This is a genomic window from Leuconostoc sp. (genome assembly GCF_965300815.1).
The window spans coordinates 1-13,504 of sequence record NZ_CBDKZH010000037.1 but is presented as its reverse complement, the minus strand read 5'-3'; the positions used below and the strand labels follow the sequence as shown (position 1 = coordinate 13,504).

Sequence of the window (13,504 nt, the reverse complement as noted above, 5' to 3'; positions counted from 1 at the left end):
GTTTATCACATAATATTCTCTTTTAATTCACGAAAAATATCATAATTCTAATTAATTTAAAATTTTTAAATTATTGATGGTATTTGAATGTACAGCTTTCCTCATGATCATTAATGACCCCCATCCCCTGTAAAAATGAATAAATGGTCACTGGGCCCGCAAATTTAAACCCCCGCTGCTTCATATCCTTAGCAACACTTTGTGATAACTCATTTTGCGCTGGAATCAGAGCAACATCAGTCACATGATGGTCAATCACCTGATCATTCGTAAACTGCCACATGTAGTTTGAAAAGCTCCCAAATGCTGCTTGTACACGTTTAATGGCATGTGCATTATTAACCGTGGCTGCAATCTTCAACCGATTTCGAATAATTGTTGCATCATTACGTAACATTGCTTCATCTTGCGCGGTCATTTGGCTGACTTGTGTCAGATCAAAATTTTTAAAGGCTTGTTTCAGACCCGCTCGCTTGTTTAAAGCAATTTCCCAGCTGAGCCCGGCTTGAAAAATTTCTAACGTTAGCAGTTCAAACAATAACCGATCGTCTTGTCTAATGGGATGTCCCCATTCAACATCATGGTAAGCAACCATCGTTTCTGACGGCCGATAATGCGTCACCCACTGACATCTCGTCACTTGTTTTTCAACCATGTCAGCACCTTTCTCACGGGATCTTGTGCTCTTTTTTCTGCTGAACGGGTTTCCCAGTAAATAACATGCGCCACTGTCGCAACCGCAATCACACTAACGCCTAGCGCCAATATCGTTTTATTTGTCATCGTAAATAGCTACCTCTTCTCTTTTTTTGGTAAAAAAAAAATCACACCAAAAGGTATGATTTTAAGTCAAGTCACTGATTACTTTGCTTGGATAGCATCGCGTGCAGCAACTGACAAGTTATAGAATGATTGGATACCCTTGTATTGTCCTGTTGAACCCAACAATTCTTCAATACGGATCAATTGGTTGTACTTAGCGATACGGTCAGTACGTGACAATGAACCTGTCTTGATTTGACCAGCGTTTGTTGCAACAACCAAGTCAGAAATTGTTGTGTCTTCTGTTTCACCTGAACGGTGTGACACAATAGCAGTGTAACCAGCTTCCTTAGCCATTTCGATAGCTTCGAAAGTTTCTGTCAAAGTACCAATTTGGTTAACCTTGATCAAGATTGAGTTAGCGGCACCCATGTTAATACCCTTTTGTAGGTATTGTGTGTTTGTAACGAAGAAGTCGTCACCAACCAATTGTACCTTCTTACCCAATTCAGCAGTGATTGTTGCCCAGTCTTCCCATTCGTTTTCATCGATAGGATCTTCGATTGAGATAATTGGGTAACGTTCTGTCAAATCTTCAAGATACTTGATGAATTCAGGTGTTGTGAATTCTTCACCTGTTGACCAACGCAACTTGTATGTCTTAGTTTCAGCATCATACAATTCTGATGAGGCAACGTCGACAGCAATAGCGATATCTTGACCTGGCTTGTAACCAGCAGCTTCAATCGCACGGATCAAGTACTTCAAAGGTTCTTCGTTGTCAGCAAAGTCAGGAGCGAAGCCACCTTCATCACCAACTGATGTTGCCTTACCGTCAGCTTCCAACAACTTCTTCAAAGCGTGGAAAGTTTCGGCACCATAACGGATAGCTTCCTTAACTGTTGGGGCACCAACAGGCATGATCATGAATTCTTGGAAGTCAACCTTGTTAGCTGAGTGTGCACCACCGTTAATAACGTTCATCATTGGTGTAGGCAAAACGTATGAGTTAACGCCACCCAAGTATGAGAACAAAGGCACACCTAATTCATCCGCAGCTGCACGGGCAACAGCAATTGACACAGCCAAAATAGCGTTTGCGCCTAACTTACCCTTGTTTTCTGTACCGTCGAGTTCGATCATAGCTTGATCGATTGCACGTTGGTCAGTTACGTCGAACTTACCAACCAAAGCCTTAGCGATAGCATCGTTAACATTGGCAACGGCCTTTGTTGTTCCCTTGCCACCAAAGCGTGACTTGTCGCCATCACGCAATTCAACAGCTTCGTGTTCACCAGTTGAGGCACCTGAAGGTACCATACCGCGACCGAAACCACCTAATTCTGTGATAACTTCTGCTTCAAGTGTAGGGTTTCCACGTGAGTCAAGAACTTCACGTGCGATAATATCAGTGATTAAAGACATCTGTCTGTTTCTCCTTTGGTTTATGGTTTTCTACCATGTATATTATATCACAGGCCAGTGGCTGAAACATAATTTGTGTACAAATTTCATGATCATTAAGAAGATATGGCCTGTTGGATCGCCTTTTTTAAACGGTATTGCATCTGTTCAAAACGCCGTGTCGTGCCCGGCATTGCGCCACTTTCAGCTCCTAACAACTGCAAAACAGTTTGTCGAAATTCTGGTGTTTTCGCAACCAGCGTTGTATTCAACATTTCGCGTAATACGACAAGCTGTTCTGGATTATACGTATCGGTTCCGCAATCAATAACAGTTTCTGCAACATCATTTGTATCTGAAATCATTTGTTTTTCGAATTCAGATTTTGCGGTGTAATATGACCGAATTAAATCCGTTGCATGATTGGATAAGGCCGTCATAAAGTAAGTTGAAAATTTTGCTCTTGGCTGAATCGTGTCAAACCGTTGCACACAACGTAGTAAAATTTCTAACCCATCTGCATACCAGTCGTCAGCCGTGATGCGGCTACTCACTTTACGTCGATGAATGTCAAACATCGCACCTTTTAAATGTTTAATTAAAACATTGTACGCAATATCATGGCCATTTTGTGCCGCACGAACGGCAGCAAGTAATCTATCTTTCCCCAACACTAATCCCCCACACTACAAGTGGCAGTAGTTAGTATTCAGGTCATCAATCGATTAACGCTGCAACAACTACTCGCACACCATTACAGTGGGTTACGTGAGCTAAATCCTTGATAAATCAACAAACTTGCGGCAACACTGGCATTCAGACTTTGGACATGACCAACCATTGGAATCGTAAGCATGACATCAACCTTTTTCTTCAACAAAGGTGAAATTCCCTTGCCTTCATTACCAATCACCAACGCCGTTGCACCTTTAGCATCCCAACGGCGATAGTCTTCCCCAGCCATATCGGTCCCAAAAATCCAAACACCACGGTCTTTAAGTTCATTAACCGTATTCACCAAATTTGTCACACGCGCAACTGGTACATATTCAATCGCACCGGTTGAAATTTTCGCTACTGTCGCCGTAAGCTGGACTGCTCGTCGCTTTGGAATGATAATCCCATGCACACCGGCTGCATCCGCTGTACGTAAAATCGACCCCAAATTGTGGGGATCTTCAATCCCATCTAAAATTAAGAAAAATGGTGCTTCTTGGCGTTCTTCTGCCCGGGCAAAAAGATCATCAATTGTGGCGTAGGTAAAGGCTGCGACACTCAAAACGACACCTTGATGATTACCACCATCAGTCAATTCATCCAGCTTTGATTTTGGCGCTTGTTGAATGACTAAGCCTCTTTTTTTAGCCAGCTGCGTCACTTCATTGCGAATTTTATCTTGCAAGCCAGTCTGTAGCCATACTTTATTGATTTCTTGCGTCCCTTTTAGTGCGGCAACACTGGCATAGTGGCCATAGACAAATTCGGCTTGGTTAGGCGTTTCTTGTTCACGTTTCATTTTACTGTTCTCCCTGATTCAACTTGTTCAAAAATCCATGTCATAAGTGATTGAATACGATCATGTTGCTGCGATAGATATAAGAAACCAAAAAGGGCTTCTACCCCCGTTGAAACACGGTAGCTCACAACATCCGTATTTTTCGCTTTCGTATGCGATTTTGCATTCCGACCACGTTTGAAATAACTCAGTTCGGTATCGGTTAGCAGATTGTCTGTTATCATCAAGTCAAACAAAGCGGCATGCGCCTTGGCTGAAACATAGTGTTTACTGCGCTTTTGTAAGTCATTCACCTTAGTTAAACCAAGTGATAACAAATGTTGGCGCACTTCAAGTTCATAGATTGCATCGCCGATATAAGCCAACGATAACCCGTTCATTTGTTCATATTGTAAATTAGTCATACTCCTATTATACGCGAGATAACGTTTGTGCGTACGAGTTTCCTGACTAAAGCAAGAACTTCTTTAGTGTAACCGGCGTCAGGCAGTGCGCCTATATTTTTGGCCTAATTGGTACTTTTTGTGGCCTAATTGGTATGACAGGCGTTAATGGCAAAAAAAAACGCTCACATCACTGTGAACGTTTTTGATGATGAATTAGGCGTCAAATGACTTAGCCACATCATCTAACTTTGGAATATCAGCAGAGGCATCAGCTTCAGCGTCAGGTTGTGCAATCACATCCCCAACCACCTTACTCTTAATCTTACGATATTCAGCCATACCTGTTCCGGCAGGAATAATCTTACCAATGATAACGTTTTCTTTCAAACCAACCAATGGATCGTTCTTTCCGCGGATTGCGGCATCAGTCAAGACACGTGTTGTTTCTTGGAATGATGCCGCAGACAAGAATGAGTTTGTTTCCAAGGCAGCCTTAGTAATACCAAGCAACACTGGACGTGCCGTTGCTGGCACCTGACCAGCAAACAAGGCTGGTTCGTTGGCGCGTTGGAAATCAGCAATATCCATCAACATACCTGGCAAAAGATTCGTTTCACCTGGATCCATGACACGTACTTTACGCAACATTTGACGGATCATAACTTCGATATGCTTATCTGACACTTCGATACCTTGCAAACGGTAAACCTTTTGGATTTCCGTCAACATGTATGATTCAGTCGTCAAAGTATCCGTTACAGCCAACAATTCCTTTGGATCGATTGGTCCTTCGTTAATGGCATCACCACGCTTAATGGCATCACCTTCAGCAAAACGCATACGCGCAGCCAATGGCAATGTGTATGTCCGTGTATCTGTTTCGCCTTCGATTGTCACAGCCTTTGTACGTTCGGCTGGATTTTCTTCGATTGAAACAACTGTACCAGTCACTTCAGAAATTTCGGCACGTCCCTTAGGAATACGTGCTTCAACAATTTCTTGCACACGAGGCAAACCTTGTGTGATATCGTTTCCACCGGCAACACCACCCGTGTGGAAGTTACGCATCGTCAATTGGGTACCTGGTTCACCGATTGATTGGGCAGCCACTGTTCCAACAGCTTCACCGACTTCAACTTCTTCACCAGTTGCCAAGTTACGACCATAATCCAACACAGAAACACCGTGTTCAGTTGTTGATGTAAAGACTGAACGAATTGTGACTTCTTCGATACCAGCAGCCACAATACGCTTAGCGATATCTTCATCAATCATTTCGTTGCGGGCAACAATCTTTTCACCAGTTTCTGGATCAAAGACTGACTTCATGGCATAACGACCCAAGATACGGTCGTACAATGGCTCAACAACAGATGTGCCGTCCATGATAGCGCGAACAGCCACACCACGATCAGAATTGTTATTCCATTCACGCACGATAACGTCTTGCGCCACATCGACAAGTCGACGTGTCAAGTAGCCAGAGTTAGCCGTCTTCAAGGCCGTATCTGACATTCCCTTACGGGCACCGTGGGTTGAAATAAACATTTCCATCACAGTCAAACCTTCACGGAAGTTCGCTGTAACTGGCAATTCAATAATCTTACCACCAGGACCCGCCATCAAACCACGCATACCGGCCAACTGCACGAAGTTAGAAATGTTACCACGCGCACCTGAGTCCTGCATCATGAAGATTGGGTTGGTTGGTTCGAAGGAAGCAATCAACTTTTCTTGGATAACATCCTTAGCCTTTGTCCAGATTTCAATGACACGTTGGTAACGTTCGTCATCTGTAATCAAACCACGACGGAACTGCTTTGTCACAGTTGCGACTTGCTTATGGGCGTCTTCCAAGATGGCTGGCTTATCTGGCAATTCAGTCACATCAGTCATAGATACAGTCAAACCTGATTCTGTTGACTTTTCATAACCAAGATCCTTCATGCGATCCAACAACAATGATGTTTCCGTTACCTTATAACGCTTGTAGACTTCAGCAATGATGTCTGACAAGAAGCCCTTCTTGAAGGAACCAACAACTGGTGTTTCCGCCAAGTAGTCATGAATGTTTTCACCAGCTTCAATGAAGAAGCGGTCATCAACACCCTTGAAGTTTTCTTCAGATGGTTCGTTAATATAAGGGAAATCAACTGGCAAAATTTCGTTGAACAACAACTTACCAACAGAAGTTACCATAATCTTTGAACGTTGTTCGTCCGTAAATGGCTTTTCTGCTGGGAATGATGATGTTTGGATACCCACACGTGTATGATAGTGGACAACCTTACTTGCAAAGGCCATTTTTGCTTCTTCAACAGAAGAGAAAATCATACCTTCACCTTCACGACCAGCTTCTTCAGTCGTCAAGTAGTAGTTTCCAATCACCATATCTTGAGATGGGGCAACGATTGGCTTTCCATCCTTTGGCGCCAAAATGTGGCCTGCGGCAAGCATCAACAAACGTGCTTCAGCTTGCGCTTCATCAGACAATGGCACGTGAATGGCCATCTGATCACCATCGAAATCGGCGTTATAGGCTTCAGTAACCAATGGATGCAAACGCATGGCCTTACCAGAAACCAACACAGGTTCAAAGGCTTGGATTCCCAAACGGTGCAACGTAGGGGCGCGGTTCAAAAGAACTGGGTGTTCCTTGATCACGTCTTCCAATACGTCCATTACATCTTCATCAGCCTTGTCAATCTTACGCTTAGCAGACTTGACGTTACCGGCTAACTTACGTGTTGTCAATTCCTTCATGATGAATGGGCGGAACAATTCGATAGCCATTGGACGTGGCAAGCCCATTTGGTTCATCTTCAAGAATGGTCCAACATCGATAACCGAACGACCTGAATAGTCGACACGCTTACCCAACAAGTTTTGACGGAAGCGACCTTGCTTACCCTTCAACATGTGAGACAAAGACTTCAATGGTCGGTTACCAGGACCAGCCACTGGACGGCCACGACGACCGTTATCAATCAAGGCGTCGACGGCTTCTTGCAACATACGCTTTTCGTTTTGCACAATGATGCCTGGGGCATTCAAATCAAGCAAACGCTTCAAACGGTTGTTACGGTTAATGACACGACGGTACAAATCGTTCAAATCAGATGTGGCAAAACGGCCACCTTCCAATTGCACCATTGGTCGCAAGTCTGGTGGGATAACTGGAATAACATCCATTACCATCCATTCAGGCTTGTTTTCTGATTGCAAGAAGGCTTCAATAATGTCCAAACGACGTACGGCACGTACACGCTTTTGACCAGTTGCTTCTTGTAATTCACGCTTTAATTGATCTGCTTCGGCAGCCAAATCAACGCTTGCCAACAAATCTTTAATTGCTTCAGCACCCATGCCAGCCTTAAAGCTAGCACCATATTCGCGCTTCAATTCACGGTATTCACGTTCAGTCAACAATTGCTTCTTTTCAACTGGTGCATCACCAGGTTCAATGACAACATATGACGCAAAGTAAATAATTTCTTCAAGTGAACGTGGTGACATGTCAAGGACAAGTCCCATACGTGATGGGATACCTTTGAAGTACCAAATGTGTGTAACAGGTGCAGCTAATTCGATGTGCCCCATGCGTTCACGACGAACTTTTGATGATGTCACTTCAACACCACAGCGGTCACAAACAATTCCCTTATATCGGATTCGCTTGTACTTACCGCAGGCGCATTCATAATCCTTTGTAGGTCCGAAGATGCGTTCATCGAACAAGCCGTCTTTTTCTGGCTTAAGTGTTCGATAGTTGATCGTTTCTGGCTTCTTTACTTCACCATAAGACCATGAACGGATCTTATCAGGAGAAGCCAAACCGATTTGCATGCTCTCGAACTTGTTAACATCGATTGCCATCTATTTGCTGTTACCTTTCGTTATTTATTAAGTTAACGTTGCCAGCCAGTCCCCGACACGTTTGCTATAAGCTAAGTTCAATATGGCATTCAACCTACCTTATAACAAACGTGCCAAAAACTGTGTGCACGTTAATTGTATATGATTAAGCTTCGTCAGTTGTGTCTGTCATTTCTTGGGCTTCTACCTTAGAGAATGCAGCCGCAACTTCTTCATCTTCTTTGTTTAAGAGATCAGGATTTGAGCGTACCAACTTTTCAAGCGCATCAACTGGCAAGATTGAGTCATCTTCATCCATTTGACGAAGTTCAACTTCATCGCCTGCGCCATCCAAGACTTGCATATCCAAGCCAAGGGCTTGCAATTCCTTCACCAATACTCGGAATGATTCTGGCACGCCTGGACGTGGGATTGGTTCACCCTTAATAATTGACTCATAGACCTTCACACGACCTGCAACGTCATCTGACTTGTAAGTCAAAATTTCTTGCAGCGTGTAAGCGGCACCATAAGCTTCAAGGGCCCAAACTTCCATTTCACCGAAACGCTGACCACCGAATTGGGCTTTACCACCCAAAGGCTGTTGCGTTACTAATGAGTATGGTCCGATTGAACGGGCGTGAATCTTATCATCAACCATGTGGGCAAGCTTCATATAATGCATGACACCAACACCAACACGCTTGTCGAAGGCTTCACCAGTACGACCATCATAAACAACTGACTTACCATCACGTGGCAAACCAGCTTCACGCAAAGCTGCTTCGATTTCATCATCGCTAGCACCGTCAAAGACTGGTGAGGCAACGTGAATACCAAGTTCCTTAGCTGCATAACCAAGATGCAATTCAAGCACTTGTCCAATGTTCATACGTGAAGGCACACCCATGGGTGACAACAAGATGTCAATTGGCGTACCATCTGGCATGTATGGCATGTCTTCTTCAGGGACAACAACGGAAACCGTTCCCTTGTTACCGTGACGACCGGCCATCTTATCACCGACTTGGATCTTACGCTTTTGCGCGATGTACACACGCACCATCATGTTTACACCTGGGGCAAGTTCATCCCCGTTTTCTGGTGTGTAAATGCGGACGTTTTGCACAACACCGCCACCACCGTGTGGCACACGCAATGAAGTATCACGTACTTCGCGGGCCTTTTCACCAAAGATGGCATGGAGCAAACGTTCTTCGGCTGATAATTCAGTCACACCCTTAGGCGTTACCTTACCAACCAAGATATCACCGTCATGCACTTCGGCACCGATACGGATAATACCGTTCGCATCCAAATCCTTCAACTGATCTTCACCAGTGTTTGGAATTTCACGTGTGATTTCTTCCGGTCCGAGCTTTGTATCACGAGCTTCTGAATCATATTCTTCGATGTGAATTGACGTATAAACATCTTCACGGACCAAACGTTCGTTCAAAACGATGGCATCTTCGAAGTTATAACCTTGCCAAGTCATAAAGGCGATCAATGGGTTTTGTCCCAAAGCTAGTTCACCCTTTTCCATTGAAGGGCCATCCGCCAAAACTTCATCAGCTTCGACATGTTCACCTTCACGAACAATTGGCTTTTGGTTATAGTTCTTACCACCGTTAGAACGGCGGAACTTCATCAATTCATACGTATCTAATTGACCGTCTTCACGACGAACACGAATTTCGCGACCATCAACATATTCAACGACACCAGCGGCACGAGAAATCATGGCAACCCCTGAGTCGTGCGCAGCCTTATATTCGATCCCTGTCCCAACAAGTGGTGCATGAGGATCAAGCAAAGGTACCGCTTGACGTTGCATGTTGGCACCCATCAAAGCACGGTTGGAATCATCGTTTTCCAAGAAAGGAATCGCAGCTGTTCCAACAGAAACAACTTGCTTAGGCGAAACGTCCATGTAGTCAATGCGGTCAATTGGTGTTTCAATGTTTTCTTCACCGAAACGGGCCATCACTGTATCATGAACGAAGCTACCATCTTCATTTAATGGTGAGTTCGCTTGTGCCACGATGTAGTTATCTTCTTCATCGGCAGTCAAGTAATCGATCTTGTCAGTTACCTTGTGCGTTGTCCAGTCAACACGACGGTATGGTGTTTCAATGAAGCCATACTTGTTAATGCGACCATACGTTGCCAAAGAGTTGATCAAACCGATGTTAGGACCTTCGGGCGTTTCGATTGGGTCAATACGGCCATAATGCGTGTAGTGCACATCTCGCACTTCAACGCCGGCACGATCACGTGTCAAACCACCAGGTCCAAGGGCTGACAAACGACGCTTGTGGTTCATTTCACCCAATGGGTTTGTCTGATCCATGAACTGTGACAATTGTGATGAACCAAAGAATTCCTTCACGGCTGCCACAACTGGTCGAATGTTAATCAATTGTTGTGGTGTCACAGTGTTAGCGTCTTGGATTGACATCCGTTCACGAACCACACGTTCCATACGTGTCAAACCAATACGGAATTGGTTTTGCAACAATTCACCAACAGAACGAATACGACGGTTACCCAAGTGATCGATATCGTCAACGTTACCAACACCTTCTTGCAAGTTCAAGAAGTAGTTCATCCCTGCCAAAATATCGGCTGGACGCACTGTGCGGTCGTCTTCCCCGATGTGACCATTACCAATCAAAAGCAATGTCTTTTCAGGGTTTTCAGGTGATTCGATCTTAATCTTTTGAAGCGTTACTGGTTCGTTCAACACAGCATCACCAGATGGTGTATACGTTGTTGTCTTGAAGTCTGGACGATCCAAGTATGGGCTAAGCTTTGACATCACTGTCTTATCAACTAATGTGCCCTTTTCGGCGATGATTTCACCTGAATCAGGATCAGCCAATGTTTCAGCCAATGTTTGGTTCAACAAACGTGTCTTCAATGACAACTTCTTGTTGATCTTGTAACGCCCAACTGATGCCAAATCATAACGCTTTGGATCAAAGAAACGCGCAACCAACAAGGCACGTGATGAATCAGCTGTCTTTGGTTCACCCGGACGTAGTCGTTCGTAAATGTCCTTCAGCGCTTCTTCAACACGTGAATCTGACATATCTTTGTGCACGTCTTTTTCCAAAGTCATGTTCAAAGCGTCATATTGGTCTGAGAAGATGTCGATAATATCAGAATCTGAACCGAAACCAAGGGCACGGACCAATTCTGTCATCAACAACTTACGTGTCCGGTCAATACGCACGTTAGCGATACCCTTAGCATCTGTTTCGTATTCCAACCAAGCACCACGGTTTGGGATAACCGTTGTGCCATAGCGTGGGCGACCGTTCTTGTCGTTTTCTTGGTTGTAATAGATACCAGGAGAACGCACAAGTTGTGAAACGATAACACGTTCAGCACCATTGATAATGAACGTGCCTTGTTCTGTCATCAATGGGAAATCACCAAAGAACACGTCTTGTGACTTGATTTCACCAGTTTCATGGTTCGTCAAACGCAAAGTAACGTGTAATGGTGCTGAGTAGTTGGCGTCGTGTTCACGCGCCTCATCAATGTTGTACTTTGGTTCCATCAACTTGTAATCGACGTATTCCAATGACAAGTTGCCTTGGAAATCATCGATTGGCATGATGTCGCCAAACATTTCTTTAATACCTTCATCCAAGAACCATTGATATGACGCCGTTTGAATTTCAATCAAATTTGGCACATCAAGCACTTCTTTGATGCTAGCATATGAACGACGAGTACGGTGCTTACCGTACTTTACTAAATGTCCTGCCACATTTATCACCTCGTTTGTTTTTCGCTGCGTTTTGTTTGTTACAATTCAGTTACAAGATGGTGATTCCCACCGAACTTGACCCCGAATAGGCACAAAAAAAGCAATCGCCGCTGTTTCCGCAGACAACGTTTGCTTCAATATAAAGGTATTGCGGACAATATTTCGCAAAAAGCCATATTTATTCACAGTATTACTAAGAATAATTATACGCCTTTTGCAATCATTTGCAAGCCCTTTGCGGGAGACACACAGTGGTGCTACCCCTTTTAATTAAACATGTTCAACATCAAATTCTGGGACATCTGGATCACGCGCAATATCAACTAATTGTAAGAAATTATCTGGATCAAGTGCCGCTGTCCCAACCAGCACGCCATCAATATCTTTTTGTCGCATAATTTCGCGGGCATTATGCGGTGTCACTGAACCCCCATATAAAATACGGACTTGTTCAGCAATCACCGGTGAATATAACTTTGCCAAAGTTTGGCGAATCAAATGCGCAGCCTTTTGCGCTTGATCCGCACTGGCTGCTTCACCTGAGCCAATGGCCCACGTTGGTTCATAAGCAATCGTCACATTCCGAATTTGATCAACTGAGACACCAGCAAGCGCCGCTGCCACTTGCGCCACAGAGGGTTCAGCATCCATAAACTGCGCGTACGTACTCATATCTTCATCTACGTCAATAATTGGTCGCAAGCCGTTACGTAAAGCGGCCGTGACTTTCAAGTTCACCGTCGAATCCGTTTCGTTGAAGAACTTCCGACGTTCAAAATGACCAATCAAGACATAAGTTGCCCCAATATCTTTTAACGCTTTGGGTGATGTTTCGCCAGTATAGGCCCCACTGTCTTCCCAGTGCACATTTTCCGCGACAACATGAACGGGCGTTTCTTTCGTTGCGCGCACCATATCTGCCAAAAACAAATCTTGCGCTGCAATGCCCGTTTCAACAATATGTTGATCCGGCACCTTGCCATTAACTCGCGCCAAAAAATCCGTGACGTCGGCCTGCAACTTATTAATCTTCCAGTTTGCGACCACAAACGGCACGCGTTTTGCCTTGTGCATCTTCGCCATCATTTATCATCTCCTCGCAACATGACAAACATGAAGATTGCTTCAATTAGTAGCAACATCGCTGTATATTGCGCTTCTTCATTCACTAGACGTAATAAAATGTAACTCACAACCAGCACACCTAATCCCATCCCCGTTTTCACGAGTGATCGTTGATGCTTACTCCGTGCCAACAACTCCGATAAGTGTTGGTTTTCTGATTGCAACTCCGACACATCCAGTTTCAATGCTTCAATCTGATCGAGCATTTTATCATTTTCTTGCTGCATTAAATCAAAATCTGATTGTGATAAGACATCTTCAGTTTTTGGTTCACGCTTTGTTCGTTTGAAAAGTAACATTATTATTCTCCATTACCACTATTTTACCACAAGAAAAATCAGCATTGCGTGCCTGACATAACAAAAAAGCTATTTTATCAGTCATCTGATAAAATAGCTTGGATGCAGCCGGCGGGAGTCGAACCCGCACGCCCTAAACGGGCACAGGATCCTTAATCCTGCGCGTCTGCCAATTCCGCCACGGCTGCGATGTTGTTTGTATTGACAACTCTATTAGTTTAGCTTACTCAACACAAGATGTCAATATTTTTTATCAAAAATCCTAAAAATGATAGCTTAATAAAACACCATTTAACCCCTGCACCGCCCCTCTTTCCTACTCCAAATCCGCAAAAAAATCCTCTGTTTCATATAGAAGACTTTTATTAACGCAAAA

At 44.1% G+C, this 13,504-nt stretch carries 10 protein-coding genes and 1 tRNA gene; all 11 read right to left on the bottom strand.

Annotated elements, in window-relative coordinates:
- Positions 1-70 precede the first annotated feature (70 nt).
- Entirely contained in the window at positions 71-655 is a 585-nt protein-coding gene (locus ACW12G_RS03885; protein WP_147000955.1) for a DNA-3-methyladenine glycosylase I, read from the bottom strand.
- On the bottom strand, positions 637-783 hold the full coding sequence (locus ACW12G_RS03880) for a hypothetical protein (protein ID WP_156765832.1): 147 nt from the start codon (positions 781-783) through the stop codon (positions 637-639). Before ACW12G_RS03880 ends, ACW12G_RS03885 begins: the two co-directional genes overlap by 19 nt.
- Positions 784-861: 78 nt before the next feature.
- The gene (gene eno, locus ACW12G_RS03875; protein ID WP_010003319.1) at positions 862-2,187 is read right to left on the bottom strand and encodes a phosphopyruvate hydratase; all 1,326 of its coding nucleotides are present in this window, start codon (positions 2,185-2,187) and stop codon (positions 862-864) included.
- A gap of 95 nt (positions 2,188-2,282) precedes the next feature.
- Positions 2,283-2,837 (bottom strand): RNA polymerase sigma factor, encoded by a 555-nt coding sequence (locus ACW12G_RS03870; protein WP_029509477.1) that lies wholly within the window; start codon positions 2,835-2,837, stop codon positions 2,283-2,285.
- Positions 2,838-2,920: 83 nt separating this feature from the next.
- Positions 2,921-3,682 carry a 23S rRNA (guanosine(2251)-2'-O)-methyltransferase RlmB gene (gene rlmB / locus ACW12G_RS03865; RefSeq protein ID WP_455647310.1) on the bottom strand — a complete coding sequence of 254 codons (762 nt, stop codon included), beginning with the start codon at positions 3,680-3,682 and terminating at the stop codon, positions 2,921-2,923.
- The gene (locus ACW12G_RS03860) at positions 3,679-4,086 is read right to left on the bottom strand and encodes a Mini-ribonuclease 3 (RefSeq protein ID WP_010003348.1); all 408 of its coding nucleotides are present in this window, start codon (positions 4,084-4,086) and stop codon (positions 3,679-3,681) included. Before ACW12G_RS03860 ends, rlmB begins: the two co-directional genes overlap by 4 nt.
- Positions 4,087-4,281: 195 nt before the next feature.
- Positions 4,282-7,944, bottom strand: coding sequence for a DNA-directed RNA polymerase subunit beta' (gene rpoC, locus ACW12G_RS03855; protein WP_029509474.1), 3,663 nt, complete (start codon positions 7,942-7,944; stop codon positions 4,282-4,284).
- Between the two features lie 145 nt (positions 7,945-8,089).
- Positions 8,090-11,704 (bottom strand): DNA-directed RNA polymerase subunit beta, encoded by a 3,615-nt coding sequence (rpoB, locus tag ACW12G_RS03850; RefSeq protein WP_029509473.1) that lies wholly within the window; start codon positions 11,702-11,704, stop codon positions 8,090-8,092.
- Positions 11,705-11,974: 270 nt separating this feature from the next.
- Positions 11,975-12,787, bottom strand: coding sequence for a triose-phosphate isomerase (gene tpiA, locus ACW12G_RS03845; RefSeq protein WP_278364011.1), 813 nt, complete (start codon positions 12,785-12,787; stop codon positions 11,975-11,977).
- The gene (locus ACW12G_RS03840) at positions 12,787-13,128 is read right to left on the bottom strand and encodes a hypothetical protein (protein ID WP_029509471.1); all 342 of its coding nucleotides are present in this window, start codon (positions 13,126-13,128) and stop codon (positions 12,787-12,789) included. Before ACW12G_RS03840 ends, tpiA begins: the two co-directional genes overlap by 1 nt.
- Positions 13,129-13,231: 103 nt before the next feature.
- Positions 13,232-13,316, bottom strand: a tRNA-Leu gene (locus ACW12G_RS03835).
- Between the last annotated feature and the right edge of the window lie 188 nt (positions 13,317-13,504).

What these genes read in the sequence shown, in the direction of transcription:
- ACW12G_RS03885 (WP_147000955.1), bottom strand. Translation starts at nt 655, where the DNA reads ATGGTTGAAAAACAAGTGACGAGATGTCAGTGGGTGACGCATTATCGG.
- ACW12G_RS03880 (WP_156765832.1), bottom strand. Translation starts at nt 783, where the DNA reads ATGACAAATAAAACGATATTGGCGCTAGGCGTTAGTGTGATTGCGGTT.
- eno (WP_010003319.1), bottom strand. Translation starts at nt 2,187, where the DNA reads ATGTCTTTAATCACTGATATTATCGCACGTGAAGTTCTTGACTCACGT.
- rlmB (WP_455647310.1), bottom strand. Translation starts at nt 3,682, where the DNA reads ATGAAACGTGAACAAGAAACGCCTAACCAAGCCGAATTTGTCTATGGC.
- ACW12G_RS03860 (WP_010003348.1), bottom strand. Translation starts at nt 4,086, where the DNA reads ATGACTAATTTACAATATGAACAAATGAACGGGTTATCGTTGGCTTAT.
- rpoC (WP_029509474.1), bottom strand. Translation starts at nt 7,944, where the DNA reads ATGGCAATCGATGTTAACAAGTTCGAGAGCATGCAAATCGGTTTGGCT.
- tpiA (WP_278364011.1), bottom strand. Translation starts at nt 12,787, where the DNA reads ATGGCGAAGATGCACAAGGCAAAACGCGTGCCGTTTGTGGTCGCAAAC.
- ACW12G_RS03840 (WP_029509471.1), bottom strand. Translation starts at nt 13,128, where the DNA reads ATGTTACTTTTCAAACGAACAAAGCGTGAACCAAAAACTGAAGATGTC.